Here is a 25,272-nt window from a genome sequence, read left to right on the forward strand (position 1 = left end):
CAAACTATTACGCCTGGTGGTTCGTAACGTAGTCGATAGCAGCTTGAACAGTAGTGATTTTTTCAGCTTCTTCGTCCGGGATTTCGGTCTCGAATTCCTCTTCCAGAGCCATCACCAGCTCAACGGTGTCAAGGGAATCGGCACCCAGGTCTTCTACGAAGGAAGCAGTGTTGACCACTTCTTCTTCTTTGACGCCCAGTTGCTCGGCAACGATTTTCTTGACGCGCTCTTCGATGGTGCTCATACCTTGTTTAACTCCTAATGGACAAATTCAGGCAGCTGGCCAGTGGGTAAGTGTATAGAAAGCCTTTTCAGCTTTTCAACTGAAAGCTTCACCCTGTACCCGGTTTGCCACCTGCCTATAAATTAAGTTGCAGCTTTATAACGGATTTTAGACAGCTCGTATGACATTTTTTTGAAGCGATCCGTCACAATTTAGCTCATGTACATCCCGCCGTTCACCGGGATTGTAGCCCCAGTCACGTATGCCGCACCGTCGGATGCCAGGAAAGCGACCACATTCGCGATCTCTTGAGCCTGGCCCAGACGGCCCAGCGGAATCTGCGTCAGCAAGCCTTCACGCTGTGCTTCCGGCAGTTCGCGGGTCATATCGGTGTCGATGAACCCTGGGGCCACCGAGTTGACCGTAATCGACCGCGAGCCGACTTCACGCGCCAGTGCACGGCTGAAACCTTCCAGGCCGGCCTTGGCGGCTGCATAGTTTACTTGGCCTGCGTTGCCCATGGCACCCACTACGGAGCCAATATTGATAATTCGCCCCCAACGGGCCTTGGTCATGCCGCGCAAAACACCCTTGGACAGGCGAAACAGACTGTTCAGGTTGGTATCGACCACGTCGTACCATTCGTCGTCTTTCATGCGCATCATCAGGTTGTCGCGGGTGATACCGGCGTTGTTCACCAGAATCGCCGGCGCGCCGAACTGTGCGGTGATCTCGGCCAGTACGGCAGCCACGGACTCATCGCTGGTTACGTTCAGCTCAAGGCCGGTGCCTTGAACGCCGTGTTCCTTCAGGGTCGCGGCGATACGCTCGGCGCCCGAGGCGGAAGTGGCGGTGCCGATCACGACGGCGCCCTGACGGCCCAGTTCCAGGGCGATGGCCTGGCCAATGCCACGGCTCGCGCCGGTAACCAGTGCAACTTTACCTTGCAGACTCATGCAGGCTTCTCCTAAGTTCGGGGATCAGGCCAGCGCCGCACGAGCGGCAGCGAAGGCATCCGGGGTATTGAGGTTGGCAGTCGACACGCCGTCGGCGCAGCGCTTGTTCAGGCCAGCCAGGACTTTGCCCGGGCCGCACTCGACCAGCTCGGTGGCGCCATTGGCGGCCAGGGTCTGGACCGACTCGACCCAGCGCACAGGCTTGTAGAGTTGCTCCAGCAGGTCGCGCTTGAGGGTGTCGAGGTCGGCGGCCACGGCCGCGCTGACGTTCTGCACCAGCGGAATCTGTGGCGCCTGCCAGTTGATGGCAGCGATGGACTCGGCGAAGCGCTCGGCAGCCGGGCGCATCAGCTCGCAGTGCGACGGCACGCTCACCGGCAACGGCAATGCACGCTTGGCACCGCGCGCCTTGCAGCCTTCGATGGCACGCTCGACGGCTGCCCTGGCGCCGGCGATCACCACCTGGCCCGGGGAGTTGAAGTTTACCGCGCTGACCACTTCACCCTGGGCCGCTTCGGCACAGGCTTCGATCACCACAGCATCGTCCAGCCCCAGAATAGCGGCCATGCCGCCCTGCCCGGCCGGAACGGCTTCCTGCATCAGCTGGCCACGACGCTCGACCAGCTTGACCGCTTCAGCAAGGGTCAGGCTGCCCGCCGCCACCAGGGCGCTGTATTCGCCCAGGCTATGACCGGCCACGAACGCCGGACGCGCACCGCCTTCGGCCAACCACAAGCGCCACAGGGCGATCGAAGCGGTCAGGATGGCTGGCTGGGTTTTATCGGTTTGATTGAGCTGCTCTTCCGGCCCCTCTTGGGTCAGCGCCCACAGGTCGTAACCCAGGGCCTCGGAAGCTTCCTTGAACGTGTCCAGGATCAGCGGGTATTGCGCGCCCAGCTCGGCCAACATGCCGAGGGACTGCGAACCCTGCCCTGGAAAGACGAATGCGAGGGATGTAGACATGTAACAAGCCCCTAATGATCTGGTCGTCGGAAATGGTCGCTCCTCGGTGGGAGCGCACGAAACTGACAGATTGGATGGTGAATTGAACTGGCCGGTCACATTTAAGCATTCCCCGGCCGATTCGCCTAAGGCAACAGGTCCTCGAGGCGGCCGTGCAAGCGTTGCGGCAGGTTTTCCTGGATCTCGATCACCGCGCGCGCAATCGCACTCTGGAAGCCTTCGACCCCGGCCGAACCGTGGCTTTTCACCACGATGCCCTGCAACCCCAGGAAGCTCGCACCATTATGCCGCGCCGGGGCCAGGTCGGCCTGCAGGCGACGCATCAACGGCAGCGCCAGGGCGCCCACCAGGCGCGATACCAGGTTACGCCTGAACAAGGCCTCGATACGCGAGGCGATCATGGTCGCCAGGCCTTCGCTGGACTTGAGCAGGATATTGCCGACAAACCCGTCGCACACCACCACATCCGCCTCGCCCCGGTACAACCCATCACCCTCGACAAAGCCGATGTAGTTCAGGCCTCGCGCACCGTGCAGCAAGGTGGCGGCAAGCTTGACCTGCTGGTTGCCCTTGATGTCTTCGGTGCCGATATTCAGCAAGGCCACCCGCGGCCGGGCCACGCCCAGCGCTTCGGCGGCCACCGAGCCCATCACGGCAAACTGGAACAGGTGCTCGGCACTGCAATCGACGTTCGCCCCCAGGTCCAGCAACTGGCAATAGCCCTTCTGCGTCGGAATCGCCGCCACCATTGCCGGCCGATCAATGCCCGGCAGCGTCTTGAGCACATGCCGCGACAACGCCATCAGTGCGCCGGTGTTACCGGCACTGACACAGGCTTGCACCTTGCCATCACGCAGCAGCTCCAAGGCCACTCGCATCGACGAATCAGGCTTGCCACGCAGGGCCGTCGCCGGTTTCTCATCCATGGTGATGGTTTCGCTGGCCGGCGTAATCGTCAGGCGCGCGCGATCCACCGCCGGATGGCTGGCAATCAATTCTTCAAGGAGGGAGGGTTGACCGACGAGGGTCAGGTGCAGCGAGGGCGTGGCGGACAGGCTGGCAATGCAGGCCTGAACAATGCTGCGGGGACCGAAGTCCCCGCCCATTGCGTCAATCGCGATGACTTGAGCAGACAAGTGATTACTCGTCAGCGCCCTTGTCGATCACTTTACGGCCACGGTATACGCCTTCTGGCGATACGTGGTGACGCAGGTGAATTTCACCGGTGGTTTTTTCTACAGACAGAGTGCTTGCCGTCAGGGCATCGTGGGAACGACGCATGTCACGGGCAGAGCGGGATTTTTTGTTCTGCTGAACAGCCATAATTGATTAACTCCTAAACGTTTGGGTCACGCTTTAACTGCGCCAATACACTGAACGGGTTGGACCGCGTTACCTCGTCCTCGCTCGGTTCGGACTCGTCATCGAGACCCGCCGGCTGCTGGCATTCTTCCGGATGATGAGCAGGCACAATGGGCAAGGCGAGCAGAAGCTCCTCCTCGATCAGTGCATGCAGATCCAAAGGATCTTCGCCCAGTTCCAGCACGTCATAACCTTTCGGCAACGACTGGGTATTCGCACCCTCCTTTACCACAGCATAACTGCACTCGCTGTGAATCGGCAGGGTGACCAGCTCAAGACAACGCTGGCAAACCATTTTGACCTCGGTGTCGATAAAACTGTGAATTACCACAGATTTACGTTCATCTCGTTCAAAAACGAATTTGGCCTGCACCGTACCGACAGTGTCGGAAAGCGGGTCGCAGAGTCTCTCCAAATCGGCCAGCAGCAACTCACCTTGAAGGGAAGTGCCACGATCAGCCAATTTGCGCGGGTCAACGTGAGGTGGAATCGGGTCATTCAACATAGGCGCAGCATTATAGGGATGCCCCCAGCCATGTCAAAGGAAATTCAGCCCTGTGCGTCGGCCGGTCGCCCCGCTAGAATCGGCGGCTGCCTTGAGGAGACGTATATGCTGCCTTTATTACTCGCTTCCAGCTCGGTTTATCGCCGGGAATTGCTCAGCCGCCTGCACCTGCCATTCATCTGCAGCTCGCCGGATATCGACGAAAGCCATGCTGCAAACGAGTCCGCCACAGACCTGGTCAAGCGCCTGGCCGAACAGAAAGCCCGCGCCCTCGCCGCCAGCCACCCCGGCCACCTGATCATCGGCTCAGACCAGGTCGCCGCGCTGGAAGGCCGCATCATCGGCAAGCCTCACACCTTCGAAAATGCGCGCGAGCAGTTATTGGCCGCCAGCGGCAAACGTGTCAGCTTCCTCACCGGCCTGGCCCTCCTTAACAGCGAGACCGGGCACTGCCAGGTGGACTGCGTGCCTTTCACTGTGCACATGCGCGAGCTGGATGCAGCGCGCATCGAGCGCTACCTGCGGATCGAGCAGCCGTATGACTGCGCAGGCAGCTTCAAGGCGGAAGGGCTGGGCGTGAGCTTGTTCCAAAGCACCGAAGGGCCGGACGCGACAAGCCTGGTCGGCTTACCGCTGATTCGTTTGGTGGACATGCTGCTCAGCGAAGGCGTGCAAATCCCTTAAGAACACTGCTAAACCAAATATGGGAAGGGAGGGCTTACCCCCGATAGCAGTGTGTCAGCCAACCTTGGATTGATTGATCCACCGCTATCGGGGGCAAGCCCCCTCCCACATTTTGATCTACGACAGACTTGAGATATTAACGCAGTGCCGGACCCTGGAAGCCCATGTACAGCGCCAGCTTCTCAGCCACGCTGGCGCCGAGCTTCTTGGAGAAACGATCAAACGGCGATTCTTCAACGGTGAAGTCCACCAGCTCTTTCTCGCCGACCACATCCCGCGCTACCGAACTGGCACTGCCCAAACCATCGATCAGCCCCAGCGGCAATGCTTGCTCCCCCGACCACACCAACCCGGAGAACAGCTCCGGATGGTCTTTGTCCTTCAGGCGATCCCCACGCCCCTGTTTCACGCTGGCGATGAACTGGCGATGGGTGGTATCGAGCACTCCCTGCCAGAACTGGGTTTCATCGGCCTTTTGCGGCTGGAACGGATCAAGGAACGACTTGTGCTCGCCCGAGTTGTAGGTACGACGCTCAACCCCCAGCTTTTCCATGGCACCGACAAAGCCGTAGCCGGCTGCCGTCACACCAATGGAGCCGACAAGACTGGCCTTGTCGGCGTAGATCTGGTCGGCGGCACTGGCAATGTAATACGCGCCCGAGGCCCCCAGGTCGGAAATCACCGCGTACAGCTTGATATCCGGGTGCAGGCCGCGCAGGCGGCGAATCTCGTCATACACATAACCCGATTGCACCGGGCTGCCGCCTGGGCTGTTGATGCGCAGGATCACGCCCTTGACCTTGGGGTCTTCAAACGCGGCACGCAGGCTGCTGACGATATTGTCAGCGCTGGCAGGCTCCTTGTCGGCGATCACTCCCCGCACTTCGATCAACGCGGTGTAGTTGGCGCCACGGGTCGCGCTTTTTTCCATGTCCATCAGCGGGCTGAACAGCGCCAGCATCAGCAACAGGTAAGTGAAGGTCAGCAGCTTGAAGAAAATCCCCCAGCGCCGTGCACGGCGCTGCTCCTGGACGCTGGCCAGGAGCGTCTTCTCCAGCAGTTTCCAGCTCTTGTCATCACCGCTTTCAGCCTTTTCAGGCGCTTTCCACTCGTCACTCATGCCATCAACCCCAGCAAAGACTTATTGGGCCCGACCGAGCCAGGCCTGCAATTCAGAAAAATGATCAATCGTGACCCTCGGCTCGTATTGCTGCAACGCCTCGGCGGACTGGGCGCCATAGCTGACTGCCACGCTGTCCATGCCGGCGTTGCGCGCCATCACCAGATCGAAGGAAGCATCACCCACCATCAACGCCTCACGCGGCGACACACCGCAATGGGCAAGGATCTGCTCCAGCATCAGAGGGTGAGGTTTGCTGGCGGTTTCATCTGCGGCACGGGTGATGTCGAAATAATCCTCCCAGCCATGGGCGCTGAGCACCCGGTCCAGCCCGCGGCGGGCCTTGCCGGTGGCGACGGCCAGGTGATAGCCCCCGGCGCGAAAAGCCTCCAGCGACTGCGCCACACCCTCGAACAACGGCGAAGGTGTGGCCTCCAGCGCAATGTAGTGATCCGCGTAATGCTCGCGGAACGTCACCAGTTCAGCGTCGCTGATCTCGGGGTACAAGGTGCGGATCGCCTCAGGCAAGCCCAGGCCGATAATGCCTTTGACCGCCAGGTCAGTGCACACGTCGAAGCCCGAGCGGGTCGAAGCTGCGTGCATCGACTCGACAATCCGACCGATGGAGTTACACAGGGTGCCGTCCCAATCGAAAATCAGCAGCTTGTAGTCAAGGTGCGACACTCAAACGCTCCACGGTCTTGGCCCACATCTCATCCACCGGCGCCTGCAGCTTCAGCTCGCCGCCGTCAGGCAGCGGCACGGTGAGCATGTAGGCGTGCAGGAACAGGCGCTTGCCGCCCAGGTCACGGATTTCCCTGGAAAAATCCTCGTCGCCATACTTGGTATCGCCGGCGATGCAATGGCCTGCATGCAGGGTGTGCACACGAATCTGGTGGGTGCGCCCCGTCACCGGCTTGGCCTCGACCATGGTGGCGAAGTCACCGAAACGACGCAGCACCTTGAACAGGGTCAGGGCTTCTTTGCCCTCCTCGTCCACTTCGACCATGCGCTCGCCGGAGCGCAGGTTGCTCTTCTGCAACGGCGCGCGGACGCTCTTGATCGAGCTGGCCCAGTTACCGCGCACCAGCGCCATGTAGCGCTTGTCCACACCATCGCCGCGCAGGGCGGTGTGCAGGTGGCGCAACATGCTGCGCTTCTTGGCGATCATCAACAGCCCAGAGGTGTCGCGGTCCAGGCGGTGAACCAGTTCCAGCTCCTTGCAATCCGGGCGCAGCTGACGGAAGGCTTCGATCACGCCGAAATTCAGGCCGCTGCCACCGTGAACCGCAATACCGCAGGGCTTGTTGATCACGATCAGCTTGTTGTCTTCGAAGACAATCGATGCCTCAAGGCGCTGCAACAGGCCCTGGGCCAATGGCACGGGCTCATCGCGTTCAGGCACGCGCACGGGCGGCACACGGACAATATCGCCCGCCTGCAACTTGTACTCAGGCTTGATGCGGCCCTTGTTCACGCGCACTTCGCCTTTGCGCAAGATGCGGTAGATCAAGGTCTTGGGCACACCCTTGAGCCTGGCCAGGAGAAAATTATCGATGCGTTGGCCGGCATATTCCGGCGAGACCTCGAGCAGCTGGACGCTGGGGGTCTGGGGGGCGGTAGTCGTCATGGCGGCGATGATAACAATTTTTTATGGAATTGAAGCACTTAATCATTGCTGCTATAGTCGCGAACGCCGCCAAAAGCGGCCTGGGCAGAGGACTAGCGGCAAACTGCCGGCCCTGACCATCGCAATTCATCAGGACGCGAGGCCGTCCTACGGGGCTTTCGCCACCCTGGAAGGCTCGAGATTGTAACAAGCGCAGGTGACATGAGGCCTGAAGCGAGTGCAGAAAGCAGAGTGAATACTCGCGTTCTGCGCCGATATTTACGGCCAGTTCACAAAGTGCAGTCAGTCTTGAGCCGGACCACGGCGAATGCTTCGGAAACAACGCCTGTTAAGAGCTGAGTGTGAGCGCAGTCGCCCACATTCAGTCTTGTTTAGCCATGAGCGTGGACTCCCCATTGGAGAACACGGTAAATGCCAACCCGCTGCGGATTCTGCGCGCGGCAGCACCCGAATTATCAGGGATACGTGTAGGGTGGAGATGCACAACCGTCGGACCGTGTAGCACTAGGCTTATATTTAGACGCTTCATCTCGTCCACAGTCGCCGGTTGATTCCTCCTCCTGACCTTAGCTTTTGTTGAAGTGGTGCCTTTGTCACCACCGCTAACAAGCAGGACGCGTCCGTCGCGATACCGGCCCAATTGGCCGATTTTGCTGGACACTGGAGTGGCCAACCACTCTTGACGCACCTGACACCGACCGTGAGAAGTCGTGTGTGCCGAACGCCGTTTCCGGCAGCCCGGAAACCGACGGTACAACATGAAAAGAATGCTGATTAACGCAACTCAACCCGAAGAGTTGCGTGTTGCACTGGTAGATGGCCAACGCCTCTACGACCTGGACATCGAATCCGGTGCACGCGAGCAAAAGAAGGCCAACATCTATAAAGGCCGTATTACTCGCATCGAACCAAGCCTTGAGGCTGCCTTTGTCGATTTCGGCTCCGAGCGCCACGGCTTCCTGCCACTCAAAGAAATCTCCCGCGAATACTTCAAGAAATCCCCCGAAGGCCGCGTAAACATCAAGGACGTCCTGAGCGAAGGCCAGGAAGTCATCGTTCAGGTCGAAAAAGAAGAACGTGGCAACAAGGGCGCCGCCCTGACCACCTTCATCAGCCTGGCCGGCCGTTACCTCGTGCTGATGCCGAACAACCCGCGTGCCGGCGGCATCTCCCGTCGCATCGAAGGCGAAGAGCGCAACGAACTGCGTGAAGCGCTGAACGGCCTGATCGCACCGGCCGACATGGGCCTGATCGTGCGCACTGCCGGCCTGGGCCGCAGCAGCGAAGAAATGCAGTGGGACCTCGACTACCTGCTGCAACTGTGGACCGCCATCAAAGAAGCCTCCCTGGATCGTTCCGCGCCGTTCCTGATCTACCAGGAAAGCAACGTGATCATCCGTGCCATCCGCGATTACCTGCGCCAGGACATCGGCGAAGTGCTGATCGACAGCGTCGAAGCCCAGGACGAAGCCCTGACCTTCATCCGCCAGGTGATGCCGCAGTACGCCAGCAAGATCAAGCTGTACGAAGACAGCGTGCCGCTGTTCAACCGTTTCCAGATCGAAAGCCAGATCGAGACCGCTTTCCAGCGTGTGGTCGAACTGCCTTCCGGCGGCTCCATCGTGATCGATCCGACCGAAGCCCTGGTGTCCATCGACATCAACTCGGCGCGCGCCACGAAGGGTAGCGACATCGAAGAAACCGCCCTGCAGACCAACCTGGAAGCGGCTGAAGAAATCGCCCGCCAGTTGCGCCTGCGCGACATCGGCGGCCTGATCGTGATCGACTTCATCGACATGACCCCCGCCAAGAACCAGCGCGCCGTGGAAGAGAAAGTCCGCGAATGCCTGGAAGCCGACCGAGCCCGCGTACAGGTCGGCCGTATCTCGCGCTTCGGTCTGCTGGAAATGTCCCGTCAGCGCCTGCGTCCATCCCTGGGCGAGAGCAGCGGCATCGTCTGCCCGCGTTGCAACGGCACCGGCATCATCCGTGACGTTGAATCGCTGTCCCTGGCGATCCTGCGCCTGATCGAAGAAGAAGCCCTCAAAGACCGCACCGCCGAAGTCCGCGCGCAAGTGCCGATCCCGGTCGCAGCCTTCCTGCTCAACGAAAAACGCAACTCGATCACCAAGATCGAACTGCGCACCCGTGCTCGTATCGTGATCCTGCCGAACGATCACCTCGAGACGCCGCACTTCGAAGTACAGCGCCTGCGTGACGACAGCCCGGAAGCCCACAGCGGCCAGTCCAGCTACGAAATCGCTGCCGCCGCCGCCGAAGTGGAAGAAGTCCAGCCAGCCGCCGCGACCCGCACCCTGGTGCGCCAGGAAGCCGCCGTGAAAACCGCCCCAGCCCGTGCCAACGCACCGGTGCCGGTTGAAGCCGCTGCCCCGGTTGCCGCACCGGCCGCCCTGCCTGAGCCGAGCCTGTTCAAGGGCCTGGTGAAGTCGCTGGTCAGCCTGTTCGCCACCAAGGAAGAGCCTGCGGCACCGGTCGTGGTTGAAAAACCTGCGACCGAACGCCCTGCACGCAACGAAGAGCGTCGCAACGGTCGCCAGCAGAGCCGTAACCGCAACGGTCGCCGTGACGAAGAGCGCAAGCCGCGTGAAGAACGTGCGCCTCGCGAAGAACGCGCACCACGTGAAGAGCGTGCACCTCGCGAAGCACGTGAAGAAACCCCGGCCGTGGCCCGTGAAGAACGTGCACCACGCGAAGAGCGCGCACCACGTACCCCACGTGCGCCGCGTGAAGATCGCAAGCCGCGTGGCGAGCGTGAAGAACGTGTGCGTGAACTGCGCGAGCCATTGGATGCCGCCCCTGCCGTTGCAGGTGTTGCAGCCACTGCCGCTGAAGAGCGCCCAGCTCGCCAGCCGCGTGAAGAGCGTGCACCACGTGAAGAGCGCCAGCCGCGCCCACCGCGTGAAGAGCGTCAACCACGTGCCGAGCAAGCCGCTGCCGCCAGCGAAGAAGAAGTGCTGGCCGGCGAAGAGCAATTGCAGGAAGACGGCCAGGACAACGCCGAAGGCGATCGTCCACGCCGCCGCTCCCGTGGCCAGCGTCGTCGCAGCAACCGCCGTGAGCGTCAGCGTGATGCCAATGGCAATGTGATCGAGGGCTCGGAAGAGGCCGGCGAGAACGCAGAAGGCGCCGCCCACGAACCGACCGGTGCCGAACTGGCTGCCGGCCTGGCCGTTACCGCAGCGGTTGCCAGCTCGGTGATCAGCGCACCTGCTGAAGCCCAGGCTCACGAACAGGCTGAACGCGCGACTGCCGCTGTCGAAGAAACCGTTGCCGTTGAAGCGCCAGTTGCCGAGACCCCAGCGGTTGAAGCACCGGTCGTTGAAGCAACTACCCCTGTCGAAGCCCCAGTGGTTCCGGAAGTGGAAGTGGCACCGACCCGCGACGCCCAGCCAGAAACCGAAGTGGTCGCAGTTGAAGCCGCTCCGGTCGTTGAGCCTCAGCCAGTAGTTGAAGCCGCCGCTGAAGCCCCGGCTGTCGAAGAAGCTGCCCCGGCAGTGCGTGAAGTTCGCGAAGAACAGACCGCCTTCCAGTGGACTGCCGAACCTGCCGCCCCGGTTGAAGCACCAGCGCCTGCACCGGTGGTAGAAGAAGCGCCTGCGCCGGTTGCCGAAGTAGTGGTTGCCGAGCCTGCGCCAGCTGTCGAGGCTGCGCCAGTGGTTGTTGAGGCCCCGGTGGTTGCCGAAGCACCCGTGGTAGAAGCCGCACCAGCCAGCGCCCTGACCGAAAACGGCCGTGCGCCGAACGACCCACGTGAAGTGCGTCGTCGTCGCAAGGAAGCTGAGGCAGCTGCCGCCGCCGCTGCTGCCGCTCCAGCCGTAGTCGAAGCTGTCGAGGCGCCAGCCCCGGTTGCTGAAACCGTGGTTGAGCACACCGCTGCTGAAGCAGGGGTAGAGCACAAGGCCCTGGAAGAAGAACACGAGCCTAAACCCCTCGCCTGATTCCATCAGCCACTAAAAAGCCCCGCCTGAGTGATCAGGCGGGGCTTTTTTTATGTCCTTTACTTAGTCCGCACTAAAATTTAACCGTTTCGGCAGATCCACATCCCACAGAACACCCGCATCTTCCACCTGCACTTCCCGCACCCGGACACGTGCGAACAATGGCTTGCCTCCACGATCCCCGGTCAGCGCCATCAAGTCCGGACCAAAAGCGCGACCAAAGGCCACTGGATGCCCATAGTCACCCGCCTGCACCGGCACGCTGATGCCATCCTCCTCCAGCGCGTCAATCACCCGTTCAATGCTCGATGACTGGATAAACGGCATATCCCCCAACACCACCAGCCAGCCATCCGCCGAGGCACTGGCCGCGACGGCTGCGGCGATGCTCTCGCCCATGCCGGCTGACTGCAACAGCAAGACCTGGCAGCCATACGCCTGGGCCAACCGAATGATCTCCGTGCGATCCGGCGTGGTCACCAGCCAGCGCGCCATCAGGCGATCCGGCAAATTCACCAATACCTGCTCGATCACCGGACGCATCACCCCATCACGGCCCACGCAATCGGCCAGCAACTTATCCTGGTCAGCCCCCGCCTCGGCTCGGAACCGGCTGCCCCGCCCCGCCGCCAAGACAATCGCCGCCAGCATTATTCAGCAACCGCCGGCAGGGGCTTTTTCTGCATTGGCGCCACGCCGTTCTTGATCGCGACAATTTCCGCCATCAACGACAAGGCGATCTCCGCCGGCGTATGGCTACCGATATGCAGGCCAATCGGCCCATGTAAACGCGCAATCGCGTCCGTCGACAATCCCAACGCCGCCAGGTTCTCGCGACGCGTCTGGCTATTGACCCGCGAACCCAGCGCGCCGATGTAGAAGGCACTGGAGTTCAACGCCGTCAGCAACGCCATATCATCAAGGCGCGGATCATGGGTCAGGCAGACAATGGCCGTGCGCTCGTCGGTCTGGATATTCAGCACCGCCTCATCAGGCATACCCGGCACGAAGCGGCCGTGCTGCTCTTCCCAGCCGTAGACAAACTCACTACGCGGATCGCATATCAATACTTCGAAATCCAGCAGGCGCGCCATTTCCGCCACGTAGCGCGACAGTTGCCCGGCACCGATCAACAGCAGGCGCCAGCGCGGGCCATAGATAGCCCGCAGGCGTTCGCCATCGAAGGTGACCACATCGGTCTTGTTCGCACTGCTCAACGTGACTTCACCGGAGACCAGGTCCAGTTCCCGCGCGACAATTTCATGCGCTTCGCAACGCTCCAGCAACTGCGCGACCCAGGCCCAGTCTTGCACCCGCTCTTCGGTCAAGCGCAAGGTGCCGCCGCATGGCAGGCCGAAACGCGCCGCCTCGTCGCGCGTCACGCCGTAGGTCACCAACTGCACCGGCGGCCCGTCGTGCGTCAGGCGACCATCCTGCAAGCGGGCGATCAAGTCGTCCTCGATGCAACCGCCGGACACCGAGCCGATCACCACGCCATCCCCCCGCAACGCCAGCATGGCGCCCGGTGGACGCGGCGCGCTGCCCCAGGTCTGGACAACGCTATACAACACCACCTGCTGCCCGGCGCGGCGCCATTCGAGCACGCTGCGCAGGACATTCAAATCAACACTGTCCATATATCCTCCTGCCAGTCTGCGTTTGGAACATGCCGCGTAGCGCGAATTTCATCAGTCGCTGACTCTAAGTGAAAATATTGCAAAAAAGTAATCCCGCACAAACGCAAACGCCCCGAACCAGTCGGGGCGTTTGCGGATAGCTGTCGGCGCGGATTTCACGCCATCAGCGGTTTACTTGATCACAGGGGCTGGGCCCTCGGCCACGCCCAGGTCATCGACTTCGCGGGTTTCAGAGATACCGGTACCGCCGGATGCCAGCTCGCTTTGCAGCTTGTCGGTGTCCAGTTCCTTGACCCACTTGGCCACAACGAGGGTAGCAACGGCGTTACCCACCAGGTTGGTCAGTGCACGGGCTTCGGACATGAAGCGGTCGATACCCAGGATCAGCGCCAGGCCGGCAACCGGCAGGTGGCCGACAGCCGACAGGGTTGCAGCCAGAACGATGAAGCCACTGCCGGTCACGCCAGCAGCGCCTTTGGAGGACAGCAGCAGCACCAGCAGCAGGGTGATCTGGTGGGTGATATCCATGTGGGTGTCAGTCGCCTGGGCGATGAACACGGCAGCCATGGTCAGGTAGATCGAGGTACCGTCGAGGTTGAACGAGTAACCGGTCGGGATTACCAGGCCGACTACGGATTTCTTCGCGCCCAGACGCTCCATCTTGATCAGCATGCGTGGCAGTGCGGATTCGGAGGAGGACGTACCCAGAACGATCAGCAGTTCTTCACGGATGTAGCGGATCAGTTTGATCACGCTGAAACCGTGGGCGCGGCAGATACCGCCCAGCACCACCAGCACGAACAGCAGGCAAGTGATGTAGAAGCAGATCATCAACTGGCCCAACTGCACCAGGGAACCTACACCGTAGGCACCGATGGTGAACGCCATGGCGCCCAGGGCACCGATTGGCGCGAGCTTCATGATCATGTTGATGATGTTGAACATCACGTGGGCGAAGCGATCGATGAAGTCCAGCACCGGCTTGCCGTAGGCACCCAGGCGATGCAGGGCGAAACCGAAGATCACCGAGAACATCAGCACTTGCAGGATGTCGCCGTTGGCGAAGGCACCGACGATGGTGTTCGGGATCACATTGAGGATAAAGCCAACGATGCTCTGGTCTTTACCGGCAGTGACGTAGGCCGCCACTTTGGAGGCGTCCAGGGTTGCCACGTCGATGTGCATGCCGGCGCCCGGTTGCACGACGTTCACCACGATCAAGCCGATCAGCAGTGCGATGGTGGAAACGATTTCGAAGTACAGCAGCGCGTAGCCGCCGGTTTTGCCGACCGATTTCATGCTTTGCATGCCGGCGATGCCGCTGACAACGGTGCAGAAGATGATCGGGGCAATGACCATTTTGATCAGCTTGATAAAGCCGTCACCCAGTGGCTTGAGCGCCACGCCGGTCTGCGGGTAGAAGTGACCGAGCAAAATACCGATAACGATTGCAACGATCACCTGGAAATACAGGGATTTGTAGATTGGCTGACGAGTCGTCATTGCAAAATTCCTCAATCGTCCCGTGTGGCAAATATCCGCCATTGCCCACGACACTTGAATTGCGAACCCTCCTGCACTGGAGGGATTTGTTGTTTGCGAAGCCTGTAGGACCAGGCCTGCGCTGTAATCCTTATCGCAAACGCCGTGCCACTTTGCTGAAAACCCCTGGGAGCCTTAATACATCAGGGTTGCGGATTTCAAAGCCGCCACCAATGTGCCGAATAGGCTGGCGGATTTCCGCCACGCCGCCCAATCCCGTCCTACAATTTGGCGGATATCCGCCTTGTCGCCCTGCCAGGTGATGACTACCATCCGCCATTCCATGGACGAGGGCCCCGCATGCGTGAACGTACCATCGCCAGCCATTACGCCCGGGCAGCCCTGGGCGGTGCGCGTCGAACCGGTTACGACTATTCGGGCCTGTTGCAACAGCTGGGCATCACCCCGGAACTGTTGGCCGAACCCCGTGCCCGCATTGCACCCGAGCAATTCACCCGGCTGTTGCAAATGCTCTGGCTGGCACTGGACGATGAATACTTGGGGTTCGCCGACGGCCCGAGCAAACGCGGCACCTTCGCCATGATGTGCCATGCGCTGATCCACTGCCGCACCCTGGAGAAGGCCCTGGAACGCGGCTTATTATTTTATAGCCTATTCCCACAAGGCCCGCGCTGGCAGCTGACACGAGAAGGCGAAATGGCCCGCCTGAGCCTGGATGATTCTCACCTGTGGGACCCGGATCACTTCCTCAGCGAATGCCTGCTGGTGATCTGGCACCGCCTGGGCAGTTGGCTGATCGGCCGGCGCATTCGTTTGCACCAGGCCACCTTCAGCTACCCGATGCCGGCCCACGCCGCTGAATATGACCTGCTGTTTCCCTGCGCCCAGGTGTTCGGTGCCCCGCACAGCAGCCTGGTGTTTCCCGCCCGCTACCTGAGCCTGCCGCTGTTGCAGGACGAGCGCACCCTCAAGCATTTCCTCGAGCGCTCCCCCGCCGACCTGCTGTCACGCCCGGATGAAGGCGACAGTTTGAGCAGCCAGCTGCGACGCTTATTGAGCCGCGACCGCACGCCCTGGCCAGACCTGGAAGCCGTCGCCCGGCACTTGCACGTCAGCCCGCAAACCCTGCGCCGACATTTGCGCGAAGAAGGCACCAGCTTTCAGGCGCTCAAGGATGAATTGCGGCGGGACATCGCCATCTACCACCTGGGGCGGGCGGACTTGTCCTTGCAGGCGATCGCCGAGCAGCTGGGGTTCTCAGAACCGTCGGCGTTTCATCGGGCGTTCAAGAAGTGGACGGGGCTGACACCGGGGGCCTATCGGGCGCAGGAGAGTTAGCGCTGCGTCGTGTGTGGGGCCTCATCGGCGGCAAGCCCCCTCCCACCTTTGACTGTGGTTACAAAGTTTGATCTGTGAATACGTTCAAAATGTGGGAGGGGGCTTGCCCCCGATAGGGCCAGCCCAGCCACTACCGTTCACAAGGCCGGAAAGTGAATCTTGAACGCCGCGCCACCCAGCGGCGAATCCCCCAGGGTCAATCGCGCGCCGTAGCTTTCTATGATGTCCTTGACCACCGCCAACCCGATCCCCTGCCCCGGATGCTGACGGTCCAGGCGCTCGCCCCGTTGCAGGATCCGTGCACGCTGGTCCGGCGGCACTCCGGGGCCGTCGTCCTCGATGCACAACTCGAGCCCTTCGGAATTTTCCACCAGGCTGATGCGCACTTCACTCAGGCACAACCGGTAGGCGTTTTCCAGCAGGTTGCCGAGCAATTCAAGCAGGGCGCCCTTCTCGATCGGTACATCGCATTCGTCCGGCAATTCAAAGGACACCGTGACGCCCTTGTCGCGGTAGACCTTGCCCAGGGTATCGCAGAGGCTTTGCACTACCGGCTCCAGGCGCACCTGATGGCGCACCAGGCCGCTTTTACGCAGGCTGGCACGCTGCAGCTGGTAGCCGATCTGCTGGCTCATGCGTTCGATCTGGGATTGCAGCACCCAGGCCTGGTCGCGATCTTCCGGACGTTGCGCCATGTCTTCGCTCACGCTTTGCAACACGGCGAGCGGCGTTTTCAGGCTGTGGGCCAGGTCATCGAGGGAGTCGCGGTAACGTGCCCGTTGTTCGCGCTCGCTGTGCAGCAGGCGGTTAAGGGAGCCGGTGAGACGCAGCAATTCGCGCGGGTGTTGCTCGGAGAGGCTTTCGCGGGTACCGCCTTCGATCTGGTCAAGCTCCTGGCTCAATCGCCGCAGGGCCTGCAGGCCCCAGGTCAGGCCCAGCCACAGCAAGGTCAGCAGCACCAGCAGTGCCGCGCCGAAGCCCAGGTAGAGGTTTTCGCGCAGGCCTTCGAGGGTCAATTGGTATTCGCGCACCGGTTGCAGGGCCACGATACTGAACGCCGCGCTCTTGCCACCGAGCAGCCTGACCTCGACGTCGTAGACGAAGAACTCCTGGCCGTCGGCCTCGCGAATCCGCGCGAACTCATTGCCGCGCCCGTCATAGCGCGGCTTGTAGTTGATGTTTTCGTCCCGGGTGGCCCGCGAACGCCACACCAGGTGGCCTTCGCGGTCATAGATATAGCCGAGCAAGCGGCTATCGGTGAGGTTGAAGCGTTCATCCGGCAACTGCGCCGGCATCAGCAGGCGATTGTTTTCCACCCGCGCGGCGGAGATCAGGGTGGTGACGTCCGACGCCAGGCGCTGCTCGATGGAATCCTGCAATGCCAGGCTGAACGCACCCTGCATGGCGGGCAACAGGCCCAGCATAAACAGCACGGCCAGGGTGGCGGCCGCCAGCATCAAGCGCACACGGAGCGAGCGAATCAACGGCAGCGCTCATTGAACAGGTAGCCCAGGCCGCGCACGGTGTCGATCGGCTTGAACCCCGCCGGGCCTTCCAGCTTGCGGCGCAGGCGGCCGACCAGCACTTCAATCACATTCGGATCGCGCTCATCGTCGTCGGGGTAGAGCTGCTCCATCAGGCGGTCCTTGGCGACGACCTGCTGGTGATGGCGCATCAGGTATTCGAGGATGCGATATTCATAGGCGGTCAATGCCAGGGGCTGTTCATCGAGGGACGCTTGCTTGCGGTTGAGGTCCAGCAGCAAGGGCCCGGCGACGATGGTCGACTGGGTAAACCCGCTGGAGCGGCGCAGCAAGGCGTTCATCCGCGCCTCCAGCTCTTCGAACTGGAACGGCTTGACCACATAGTCGTCGGCCCCGGCGGCCAGGCCTTCGACCTTGTCCTGCCAGTTGCCGCGCGCGGTGAGGATCAGGATCGGAAAGGTCTTGGCCTGGCTGCGCAGTTGGCGGATCAGGTCCAGGCCGCCCATGCCGGGCAGGCCCAGGTCGATGATCGCCAGGTCATGGTTGAATTGACCGGTCTGGTACAGGGCCTCTTCGGCATTGGCCACGGCCTCGACCACGTGGCCGCTGTCGGTCAGGCGGGTAAACAGGTGATGGCGCAGCAGCGCCTCATCTTCCACCACCAGCAATTTCATAAGGCTCTCCAAAGCAAATCAACTGTCCGACAGAGGGATATCATAGCGGCCCTGCAGGTCTTGCGGGCGCAGTTTAATGCCGTTGAACCGGCCGCTCAGGTGTTCATAGCCGGCGCGATAGCTCGGCTGCGGGGTGGCCTGGCCCAGGGACTGGCCCCAGGGCGCGGGCTGACTGCCAGCATCTTCGATGCTGACGCGCTGCATCAGGATGCTGGACTTCTTGGTTTTCTCACGACCGAATGCGGCAAAGGCACCATCGGAGGCCTGAACCCCGACGGTGGCACTGAGCATGGTTAAGGCCAACATCAGCTTCTTGATCGCAGTCATGGTGTTACCTCATTACGCGTTTGGCTGTGAGGCCAGACTACGCAAGCGCCCCTGAACTCCCCCTGAACAGGCTTTGAACCTCGCCTGAATCACGGCGGGCTATCCTCTTGCCCTCCAACTCGGCAAAATACCGCCCATGACCCCCCTACCCGCTTGCTGCACCCCACTCGACGCCCATTGGCCGCTGCCCGCCCCCTTGCCGGGCACGGTGTTTCTCAGCACCCGGTTCGATCCTGCATTGCTGGCGCCCGGCGACTTCCAGCATTGCGCCGTGCCGCCACCGGCGAGTATCCAGCGTTCGGTGGCCAAGCGTCAGGCCGAGTTTCTCGCCGGTCGCCTGTGCGCGCGCGCGGCCCTGCAACGGCTCGATCAGATCAACTGCATCCCGGCGATCGGCGAAGACCGCGCACCAGTGTGGCCCGCCCATATCAGCGGCTCCATCACCCACAGCACCGGGCATGCCGCCGCGATTGTCGGGCACAAGGCGCAATGGCGCGGGTTGGGGATGGACCTGGAAAACCTGCTGAGCCTGGAACGGGCGGAGCGCCTGGCCGGGGAGATTCTGACGGCGCAAGAGCTGCAGCGTATGGCCGACCTGCCGCGAGAGCAGATCGCCTTGCTGGTGACGCTGACGTTTTCGGTCAAGGAGAGTTTGTTCAAGGCGCTCTACCCGATCGTGCAGAAGCGCTTTTATTTTGAACATGCCGAGGTGGTGGAGTGGTCAGAGGCCGGGCATGTGCGCTTGCGCTTACTCACAGACCTGTCCAGCGAGTGGTGCCACGGCAAGGAACTTACCGCGCAGTTTGCGGTGAATGAGGGGCAGTTGTTGAGCCTGGCTGCCATCGGCGCTTGATAGACCGACATCAGGGTTTGTCTTGATCCCTTGGCCAACTCAGGCTGAAACACGCACCGCCCAGGTTGTTGCTCTTGCTGATCAATGCTCGCCCGCCGTGCCAATAAATGATGCGTCGCACAATCGACAACCCCAGGCCATGCCCGCCCGAGGCGCGGGTGCGGCTGTCGTCCAGGCGCAGGAACGGCGTGAAGATACGCTCCCAGGCGCTTTCCGGCACACCGGGCCCGTCGTCCTCTACATCAATGCGACAGCGCACCTGGCCCACCTGATAACTGATCAGCACCTGGCCCTGGGCGTGGCGCATGGCGTTGCTCACCAGGTTTTGCAGGGCGCGGTGCAAGTAGCGCGGCTCGGCATCGACCCAAGCGTCGTCCCAATGTGCCGACGACAGGCAAATCCCCCTGGCCACGCTCACCTGCGGGCGCAGTGGCGATAATTCGCCGATCACCTGGTCAAGCAGCGCATCGAGGTCGACCCGTTGGAAAATCAACGCCGGCGCACCCTGCTCAAGCCTTGCGTAGGTGAGCATTTCATCCACCAGGCCGTCGAGGTCCTGGATATCACTGTCCATGCCTTCCAGGTACTTGCGCCGGGCTTCAGGCGTGGCGGCGTCGCCGATCATCTCCAGGCCGAAGCGCAGGCGTGCCACCGGTGTGCGCAATTCATGGGACACCGCGCGCACCAGTTCACGCTGGATCGCCAGCAGTTGCTGCAGGTGCTCGGCCATGCCATTAAAGGCCGCCGCCAGGCGCCCCACCGAGTCGGCACCCCGGGCCGGCACACGCACCTCGAGATTGCCTTTGGCGATGCGCGTGGCGGCGGCTTCCAGGCCTCGGAGCCGGCGCTCAAGCTGACGCACCAATAAATAGACAATCAGGCCGATCAGGGTCAGGCCGATCAACGCGATCAGGACCAGCCATTGCGCCGGATACGGGTTCATCTGATACAGCGGGCCAAGCTCCAGCACCCAGGGCGTGCCGACCATGCCGGCAAACACGCGGATCGAATCGCCGCCCTTGCCCAGGGCCATGACCGTATCGCCCTCCGATACGCGGCGGCGTTGGTCGTCGTCCATGTCGGCCTGGTCGAGGGTCATCAGGTGCATTTCGAAACCAAAGCCCTTGGCTTCCTTGATATCCGCCAGCCGTTGCGGCTGCTCGGCCACGGGGAAGCGCACCAGTTCATCGGCCAGCAGGTAAATGGTCGCGCGGGCCAGTTGCTCGCTGATCTGCTGCACCTCCCCCGTCAAAACCCACTGTTCCTTATCGCTGACCAGGCGCAGCACCCGGGCGGCGTGGGGGCCGGTCTGTTCCACCAACACCTGGCCGCGTTGCAGGCGGGTTCGCTGGCTGAGGTCCAGTTGGGCATCGGTAAGGCTGCGCAATTCCAGGGGGATGCCGAGCAAACGTTCCCACACGGCCAGGGCGCGCTGGCGTTCGATGGCGCTCATGGGCTGCAGGTTATCGCCCATCAAGGCAAAGGTGCCGTGGGCCAGACGCTCGCGGTATTGGCCGCTGCGCACCTCGTTGAGCAGGTGCAGGGCCAGCACGCCGAGCAGCGCCACCAGAATCAGCGCCGCGCACATGCCGCCGTAGATACGCAGGAAGATCGAGTTCACAACGGCATATCGGCAGCGGCTTCAGGGACGAACAGATAGCCTTTGCTGCGGATGGTCTTGATCAGCCGTGGGTGGATCGGGTCATCGCCGATTTTCGGGCGAATCCGTGAGATGCGCACATCAATGGAGCGGTCCTGGCCGTCATAGCCGATGCCGCGCAGGGCGATAAAGATTTCTTCGCGGGACAGGATGCGCCCGGCATTCGCCACCAGCAGCCACAGCAGGTCGAACTCGGCACTGGTCAACTCGATACCTTCACCCTGCAGCCAGGCTTCGCGCAGGGCGTTGTCCACCAGCAGCGGGCCGAATTGCAGGCGGCGCTGGCTTTCCACGCTGGTGGGTTCCGCCGGCTCACTGCGGCGCAACAGGGCCTGGATACGCGCGAGCAACAGGCGCGGGCGCACGGGTTTGCACACGTAGTCGTCGGCGCCCATGTCCAGGCCGAGCACCTGGTCCATGTCGTCGGTGCGGGCGGTGAGCATCAGGATCACGCCGTCGTAGCGTTCGCGCACTTTGCGGCAAATGCTCAGGCCGTCTTCGCCGGGCAGCATCAGGTCGAGAATCACCAGGTCCGGCTGCTCGGCGATGATCCGCGCCGCAGCCAGGGCGCCATCACCTTCCACAGAAACCCGCAGGCCGTTGCTCTCCAGGTAATCGCGGGTCAACTCGGCGAGTCGCTCGTCGTCCTCGACGATCAGGATGTGCCAGGCTTCTTGCTCCACGGGTGATCCTCGTTGTTATAAAGGGATGCGTTGGCCGAACAGGCCACACCTTATTTGTAATGTTTTGAGGGCATAACAGAGGCCGATTGTAGCCATGCCCAAGCCCTCTCGCACAAGCCGGGAAATCCATTCGGTGATCGCGCTTTTCTGTGATAGGGTTCGCGCCCTCAAAAATCCAACCGGCTGTTTTCAACTTGGAATATTCAGTGACAAACGGCCGAATCCAGCAGTGCTGCGGCCTACACGGGTGTTCCACGTTTCATACACATTTTACCCACAACGTTATCCACAGGTAGTGCGTTGCTAAGCCCCCCAAAACGCATTATCTTGTAGCTCGGCGCAAAAAAAACCCTACATGTAGGGTTTTCAGCGAAAAGACCCAACACAAATCAGACAAGAAACTCAAGCCCTTTCTTGCTCCTGTTGGGTCTAATCCAAGCATTTTTTGAAAGCCCAAACCGCTCAAGCGGATGGCAGCCGTTTTCCAGCTCCAACAGCGGAAAACGGTACGGGTGTTGCAGTGCTTGAACCTGGCAACTGTCACCCACCAGGAATACGGCCAAGGGCGTTTGAGCCCCGAACCGAAGACTTCGGCATGGAAGCGGCGCGTTCAGCTCCCTTCCTCCTGTCCCGAAGTTGTTATGCCAGGCCCAGGCCTGCTGTAAGTGCTTCAGGACGGAACGGTGGGCACCGTGATGGTGCCCAAATAAATATAGAAATGTGGAGACAACCCCCCATGCAAACCGACACAACTCGCGAGAACCCGCAAGGCTCCGTGCCGCAGGCCGCCGATTCGACTATGGATCTGTCCGCCACTGCACCTGGCCAATTGCGCGTGATCAAGCGTAACGGCACTGTCGTTCCTTACACCGATGACAAAATCACCGTCGCCATCACCAAAGCGTTTCTTGCAGTTGAAGGCGGCACCGCTGCTGCCTCGTCGCGCATCCACGACACCGTTGCCCGCCTGACCGAACAGGTCACCGCGACCTTCAAGCGTCGCATGCCGTCGGGCGGCACCATCCACATCGAAGAAATCCAGGACCAGGTCGAACTGGCCCTGATGCGTGCCGGCGAGCAGAAAGTGGCCCGCGACTACGTGATCTACCGCGATTCACGCGCCAAGGAACGTGCCGTCCGCACCCCGGCCGAAGAAGCCGCCGTGCAAGCGCACCCGTCGATCCGCATCACCCTGGCCGACGGCAGCTTCGCGCCGCTGGACCTGGGCCGCCTGAATACCATCATCACCGAGGCCTGCGAAGGCCTGGAAGAAGTCGACGGTGACCTGATCCAGCGCGAAACCCTGAAGAACCTGTACGACGGTGTGGCCCTGACCGACGTCAACACCGCCCTGGTGATGACCGCCCGTACCCTGGTTGAACGCGAGCCGAACTACTCGTTCGTGACCGCGCGCCTGCTGATGGACACCCTGCGTGCCGAAGGCCTGGGTTTCCTGGGCGTGGCCGACAGCGCCACCCACCACGAAATGGCCGACCTGTACGCCAAGGCGCTGCCTGCCTATATCGCCAAGGGTATCGAATTCGAATTGCTGAACCCGGTCCTGGCCACCTTCGACCTGGAAAAACTCGGCAAGGCGATCAACCACGAGCGCGACCAGCAGTTCACTTACCTGGGCCTGCAAACCCTGTACGACCGTTACTTCATCCACAAGGACGGGATCCGCTTCGAACTGCCGCAAGTGTTCTTCATGCGCGTGGCCATGGGCCTGGCGATCGAAGAGAAGCACAAGGAAGACCGTGCGATCGAGTTCTACAACCTGCTGTCGTCCTTCGACTACATGTCGTCCACTCCGACCCTGTTCAACGCCGGTACCCTGCGTCCACAGCTGTCGAGCTGCTACCTGACCACCGTGCCGGATGACCTGTCGGGCATCTACCACGCGATCCACGACAACGCCATGTTGTCCAAATTCGCCGGTGGCCTGGGCAACGACTGGACACCAGTGCGCGCACTGGGTTCGTACATCAAGGGCACCAACGGCAAGTCCCAGGGCGTCGTACCCTTCCTGAAAGTCGTGAACGACACCGCCGTAGCGGTTAACCAGGGTGGCAAGCGCAAAGGCGCTGTGTGTGCCTACCTGGAAACCTGGCACATGGACATTGAAGAGTTCATCGAGCTGCGCAAGAACACCGGTGATGACCGTCGTCGTACCCACGACATGAACACCGCCAACTGGATCCCTGACCTGTTCATGAAGCGCGTCTTCGATGACGGCAAGTGGACCCTGTTCTCGCCATCCGAAGTACCGGACCTGCACGACCTGACCGGCAAGGCCTTCGAAGAGCGCTACGAGTACTACGAAGCCCTCACCGAATACCCAGGCAAGGTCAAGCTGTTCAAGACCATCCAGGCCAAGGACCTGTGGCGCAAAATGCTGTCGATGCTGTTCGAAACCGGCCACCCATGGCTGACCTTCAAGGACCCGTGCAACCTGCGCAGCCCGCAGCAGCACGTGGGCGTGGTCCACAGCTCGAACCTGTGCACCGAGATCACCTTGAACACCAACAAGGACGAGATCGCCGTTTGCAACCTGGGCTCGATCAACCTGCCGAACCACATCGTCAACGGCAAGCTGGACACCGCCAAGCTGGAACGCACCGTCAACACCGCCGTACGCATGCTCGATAACGTGATCGACATCAACTACTACTCGGTGCCACAGGCGCAGAACTCCAACTTCAAGCACCGTCCGGTCGGCCTCGGCATCATGGGCTTCCAGGACGCACTGTACCTGCAGCACATTCCCTACGGTTCGGACGCTGCGGTCGAGTTCGCCGACAAGTCCATGGAAGCGGTCAGCTACTACGCGATCCAGGCTTCCTGCGACCTGGCCGACGAGCGCGGCGCCTACGAGACATTCCAGGGTTCGCTGTGGTCCAAGGGCATCCTGCCGCTGGATTCGCAACAGATCCTGATCGAACAGCGTGGCCAGAAGTACATCGACGTTGACCTGAACGAATCCCTGGACTGGGCGCCGGTACGTGCCCGTGTGCAGAAAGGCATCCGTAACTCCAACATCATGGCCATCGCACCGACCGCGACCATCGCCAACATCACTGGCGTATCGCAGTCGATCGAACCGACCTACCAGAACCTGTATGTGAAATCGAACCTGTCGGGCGAATTCACCGTGATCAACCCGTATCTGGTCCGCGACCTGAAAGCCCGCGGCCTGTGGGACTCGGTCATGATCAACGACCTGAAGTACTACGACGGTTCCGTGCAGCAGATCGAACGCATCCCGCAGGAACTCAAAGAGCTCTACGCGACCGCCTTCGAAGTGGACACCAAGTGGATCGTCGACGCCGCGAGCCGTCGCCAGAAGTGGATCGACCAGGCTCAGTCCCTGAACCTGTACATCGCCGGCGCATCGGGCAAGAAGCTCGACGTGACCTACCGCATGGCCTGGTACCGTGGCCTGAAAACCACTTACTACCTCCGTGCCCTGGCCGCGACCAGCACCGAGAAGTCGACCATCAACACCGGTAAGCTGAACGCTGTGTCCAGCGGTAACCACGGTGATGATTCGGTGCTCGCCGCCCCGGCCGGCCCGGCGCCAGTGCCAAAGGCCTGCGCGATCGACGAGCCGGATTGCGAAGCTTGTCAATAAGCTGAGCGGTTCCCGGGCTTGAACGCCCGGAACTGAAAAAGCCCGATAGACCCCGACTGTATAGGGTTTATCGGGCTTTT

The 25,272-nt window shown here is 61.4% G+C and carries 23 protein-coding genes; 5 read left to right on the plus strand and 18 right to left on the minus strand.

The window, feature by feature from the left end:
• Nucleotides 1-7: 7 nt before the first annotated feature.
• From acpP to FX984_RS12120, 6 genes are all read right to left on the minus strand, one after another.
• Nucleotides 8-244: an acyl carrier protein gene (gene acpP, locus FX984_RS12095; RefSeq protein WP_003442511.1), complete on the minus strand. Its 237-nt coding sequence runs from the start codon at nucleotides 242-244 to the stop codon at nucleotides 8-10.
• Nucleotides 245-435: 191 nt separating this feature from the next.
• Nucleotides 436-1,179, minus strand: coding sequence for a 3-oxoacyl-ACP reductase FabG (gene fabG / locus FX984_RS12100; RefSeq protein ID WP_115488997.1), 744 nt, complete (start codon nucleotides 1,177-1,179; stop codon nucleotides 436-438).
• A gap of 24 nt (nucleotides 1,180-1,203) precedes the next feature.
• A complete protein-coding gene (fabD, locus tag FX984_RS12105; RefSeq protein ID WP_027607806.1) occupies nucleotides 1,204-2,142 on the minus strand; it encodes an ACP S-malonyltransferase in 939 nt (312 codons plus the stop codon).
• 125 nt (nucleotides 2,143-2,267) lie between these two features.
• Nucleotides 2,268-3,278 carry a phosphate acyltransferase PlsX gene (gene plsX / locus FX984_RS12110; protein WP_081744488.1) on the minus strand — a complete coding sequence of 337 codons (1,011 nt, stop codon included), beginning with the start codon at nucleotides 3,276-3,278 and terminating at the stop codon, nucleotides 2,268-2,270.
• A gap of 4 nt (nucleotides 3,279-3,282) precedes the next feature.
• Entirely contained in the window at nucleotides 3,283-3,465 is a 183-nt protein-coding gene (gene rpmF, locus FX984_RS12115) for a 50S ribosomal protein L32 (protein ID WP_008152339.1), read from the minus strand.
• Between the two features lie 13 nt (nucleotides 3,466-3,478).
• Nucleotides 3,479-4,009, minus strand: coding sequence for a YceD family protein (locus FX984_RS12120; protein ID WP_027607804.1), 531 nt, complete (start codon nucleotides 4,007-4,009; stop codon nucleotides 3,479-3,481).
• Between the two features lie 105 nt (nucleotides 4,010-4,114).
• Here FX984_RS12120 and FX984_RS12125 point away from each other — a divergent pair, with 105 nt between their 5' ends.
• Complete coding sequence (locus tag FX984_RS12125) at nucleotides 4,115-4,693, plus strand: Maf family protein (protein WP_108574840.1); 579 nt, start codon at nucleotides 4,115-4,117, stop codon at nucleotides 4,691-4,693.
• A 136-nt stretch (nucleotides 4,694-4,829) separates the two neighbouring features.
• Here the strand turns inward: FX984_RS12125 and FX984_RS12130 are convergent, their stop codons facing one another.
• Genes FX984_RS12130 through rluC form a run of 3 tightly spaced genes read right to left on the minus strand, consistent with a single transcriptional unit; the run spans nucleotide 4,830 to nucleotide 7,443 of the window.
• Complete coding sequence (locus FX984_RS12130) at nucleotides 4,830-5,813, minus strand: S49 family peptidase (RefSeq protein WP_027607802.1); 984 nt, start codon at nucleotides 5,811-5,813, stop codon at nucleotides 4,830-4,832.
• 21 nt (nucleotides 5,814-5,834) lie between these two features.
• A complete protein-coding gene (locus FX984_RS12135) occupies nucleotides 5,835-6,497 on the minus strand; it encodes an HAD-IA family hydrolase (protein ID WP_146477383.1) in 663 nt (220 codons plus the stop codon).
• A complete protein-coding gene (gene rluC / locus FX984_RS12140; RefSeq protein WP_027607800.1) occupies nucleotides 6,484-7,443 on the minus strand; it encodes a 23S rRNA pseudouridine(955/2504/2580) synthase RluC in 960 nt (319 codons plus the stop codon). Before rluC ends, FX984_RS12135 begins: the two co-directional genes overlap by 14 nt.
• 767 nt (nucleotides 7,444-8,210) lie before the next feature.
• On the opposite strand from rluC, the gene rne reads away from it, so the two are divergent.
• Nucleotides 8,211-11,402 carry a ribonuclease E gene (rne, locus tag FX984_RS12145; protein ID WP_146477381.1) on the plus strand — a complete coding sequence of 1,064 codons (3,192 nt, stop codon included), beginning with the start codon at nucleotides 8,211-8,213 and terminating at the stop codon, nucleotides 11,400-11,402.
• A gap of 63 nt (nucleotides 11,403-11,465) precedes the next feature.
• Here rne and FX984_RS12150 read toward each other — a convergent pair whose 3' ends face one another.
• From FX984_RS12150 to FX984_RS32470, 4 genes are all read right to left on the minus strand, one after another.
• Complete coding sequence (locus FX984_RS12150) at nucleotides 11,466-12,056, minus strand: nucleotidyltransferase family protein (RefSeq protein WP_027607798.1); 591 nt, start codon at nucleotides 12,054-12,056, stop codon at nucleotides 11,466-11,468.
• Nucleotides 12,053-13,039 carry an XdhC family protein gene (locus tag FX984_RS12155; protein WP_092359490.1) on the minus strand — a complete coding sequence of 329 codons (987 nt, stop codon included), beginning with the start codon at nucleotides 13,037-13,039 and terminating at the stop codon, nucleotides 12,053-12,055. Before FX984_RS12155 ends, FX984_RS12150 begins: the two co-directional genes overlap by 4 nt.
• 171 nt (nucleotides 13,040-13,210) lie before the next feature.
• A complete protein-coding gene (locus tag FX984_RS12160; RefSeq protein WP_065939069.1) occupies nucleotides 13,211-14,542 on the minus strand; it encodes a dicarboxylate/amino acid:cation symporter in 1,332 nt (443 codons plus the stop codon).
• 174 nt (nucleotides 14,543-14,716) lie between these two features.
• Nucleotides 14,717-14,854 carry a hypothetical protein gene (locus FX984_RS32470; protein ID WP_155954385.1) on the minus strand — a complete coding sequence of 46 codons (138 nt, stop codon included), beginning with the start codon at nucleotides 14,852-14,854 and terminating at the stop codon, nucleotides 14,717-14,719.
• 27 nt (nucleotides 14,855-14,881) lie between these two features.
• On the opposite strand from FX984_RS32470, the gene FX984_RS12165 reads away from it, so the two are divergent.
• Nucleotides 14,882-15,880 carry an AraC family transcriptional regulator gene (locus FX984_RS12165; RefSeq protein WP_146477379.1) on the plus strand — a complete coding sequence of 333 codons (999 nt, stop codon included), beginning with the start codon at nucleotides 14,882-14,884 and terminating at the stop codon, nucleotides 15,878-15,880.
• A 137-nt stretch (nucleotides 15,881-16,017) separates the two neighbouring features.
• Here FX984_RS12165 and FX984_RS12170 read toward each other — a convergent pair whose 3' ends face one another.
• The 3 genes from FX984_RS12170 to FX984_RS12180 are packed head-to-tail and all read right to left on the minus strand — an operon-like array spanning nucleotide 16,018 to nucleotide 18,365.
• Complete coding sequence (locus tag FX984_RS12170) at nucleotides 16,018-17,364, minus strand: ATP-binding protein (protein ID WP_027607794.1); 1,347 nt, start codon at nucleotides 17,362-17,364, stop codon at nucleotides 16,018-16,020.
• Complete coding sequence (locus FX984_RS12175) at nucleotides 17,361-18,038, minus strand: response regulator (protein ID WP_017138377.1); 678 nt, start codon at nucleotides 18,036-18,038, stop codon at nucleotides 17,361-17,363. The genes FX984_RS12170 and FX984_RS12175 overlap by 4 nt, the downstream gene beginning before the upstream one ends.
• Before the next feature lie 18 nt (nucleotides 18,039-18,056).
• Nucleotides 18,057-18,365 (minus strand): hypothetical protein, encoded by a 309-nt coding sequence (locus tag FX984_RS12180; protein ID WP_108574842.1) that lies wholly within the window; start codon nucleotides 18,363-18,365, stop codon nucleotides 18,057-18,059.
• A 136-nt stretch (nucleotides 18,366-18,501) separates the two neighbouring features.
• Between FX984_RS12180 and FX984_RS12185 the strand changes: the two genes are divergently transcribed.
• Entirely contained in the window at nucleotides 18,502-19,218 is a 717-nt protein-coding gene (locus tag FX984_RS12185; RefSeq protein ID WP_027607792.1) for a 4'-phosphopantetheinyl transferase family protein, read from the plus strand.
• Nucleotides 19,219-19,228: 10 nt separating this feature from the next.
• Here the strand turns inward: FX984_RS12185 and FX984_RS12190 are convergent, their stop codons facing one another.
• Nucleotides 19,229-20,839, minus strand: a complete 1,611-nt coding sequence (locus FX984_RS12190; protein ID WP_027607791.1) for an ATP-binding protein — start codon at nucleotides 20,837-20,839, stop codon at nucleotides 19,229-19,231.
• Entirely contained in the window at nucleotides 20,836-21,561 is a 726-nt protein-coding gene (locus tag FX984_RS12195) for a response regulator (protein WP_027607790.1), read from the minus strand. The genes FX984_RS12190 and FX984_RS12195 overlap by 4 nt, the downstream gene beginning before the upstream one ends.
• 736 nt (nucleotides 21,562-22,297) lie before the next feature.
• Here FX984_RS12195 and FX984_RS12200 point away from each other — a divergent pair.
• Complete coding sequence (locus tag FX984_RS12200) at nucleotides 22,298-25,192, plus strand: ribonucleoside-diphosphate reductase subunit alpha (RefSeq protein WP_027607789.1); 2,895 nt, start codon at nucleotides 22,298-22,300, stop codon at nucleotides 25,190-25,192.
• Nucleotides 25,193-25,272 lie beyond the last annotated feature (80 nt).

Origin of the sequence: Pseudomonas marginalis (genome assembly GCF_008692035.1) — a bacterium.
Classification (GTDB): domain Bacteria; phylum Pseudomonadota; class Gammaproteobacteria; order Pseudomonadales; family Pseudomonadaceae; genus Aquipseudomonas; species Aquipseudomonas marginalis.

What these genes read in the sequence shown, in the direction of transcription:
- acpP (WP_003442511.1), bottom strand. Translation starts at nt 244, where the DNA reads ATGAGCACCATCGAAGAGCGCGTCAAGAAAATCGTTGCCGAGCAACTG.
- fabG (WP_115488997.1), bottom strand. Translation starts at nt 1,179, where the DNA reads ATGAGTCTGCAAGGTAAAGTTGCACTGGTTACCGGCGCGAGCCGTGGC.
- fabD (WP_027607806.1), bottom strand. Translation starts at nt 2,142, where the DNA reads ATGTCTACATCCCTCGCATTCGTCTTTCCAGGGCAGGGTTCGCAGTCC.
- rpmF (WP_008152339.1), bottom strand. Translation starts at nt 3,465, where the DNA reads ATGGCTGTTCAGCAGAACAAAAAATCCCGCTCTGCCCGTGACATGCGT.
- FX984_RS12120 (WP_027607804.1), bottom strand. Translation starts at nt 4,009, where the DNA reads ATGTTGAATGACCCGATTCCACCTCACGTTGACCCGCGCAAATTGGCT.
- FX984_RS12125 (WP_108574840.1), top strand. Translation starts at nt 4,115, where the DNA reads ATGCTGCCTTTATTACTCGCTTCCAGCTCGGTTTATCGCCGGGAATTG.
- FX984_RS12130 (WP_027607802.1), bottom strand. Translation starts at nt 5,813, where the DNA reads ATGAGTGACGAGTGGAAAGCGCCTGAAAAGGCTGAAAGCGGTGATGAC.
- rluC (WP_027607800.1), bottom strand. Translation starts at nt 7,443, where the DNA reads ATGACGACTACCGCCCCCCAGACCCCCAGCGTCCAGCTGCTCGAGGTC.
- rne (WP_146477381.1), top strand. Translation starts at nt 8,211, where the DNA reads ATGCTGATTAACGCAACTCAACCCGAAGAGTTGCGTGTTGCACTGGTA.
- FX984_RS12155 (WP_092359490.1), bottom strand. Translation starts at nt 13,039, where the DNA reads ATGGACAGTGTTGATTTGAATGTCCTGCGCAGCGTGCTCGAATGGCGC.
- FX984_RS12160 (WP_065939069.1), bottom strand. Translation starts at nt 14,542, where the DNA reads ATGACGACTCGTCAGCCAATCTACAAATCCCTGTATTTCCAGGTGATC.
- FX984_RS32470 (WP_155954385.1), bottom strand. Translation starts at nt 14,854, where the DNA reads ATGGTAGTCATCACCTGGCAGGGCGACAAGGCGGATATCCGCCAAATT.
- FX984_RS12165 (WP_146477379.1), top strand. Translation starts at nt 14,882, where the DNA reads ATGCGTGAACGTACCATCGCCAGCCATTACGCCCGGGCAGCCCTGGGC.
- FX984_RS12175 (WP_017138377.1), bottom strand. Translation starts at nt 18,038, where the DNA reads ATGAAATTGCTGGTGGTGGAAGATGAGGCGCTGCTGCGCCATCACCTG.
- FX984_RS12180 (WP_108574842.1), bottom strand. Translation starts at nt 18,365, where the DNA reads ATGACTGCGATCAAGAAGCTGATGTTGGCCTTAACCATGCTCAGTGCC.
- FX984_RS12185 (WP_027607792.1), top strand. Translation starts at nt 18,502, where the DNA reads ATGACCCCCCTACCCGCTTGCTGCACCCCACTCGACGCCCATTGGCCG.
- FX984_RS12200 (WP_027607789.1), top strand. Translation starts at nt 22,298, where the DNA reads ATGCAAACCGACACAACTCGCGAGAACCCGCAAGGCTCCGTGCCGCAG.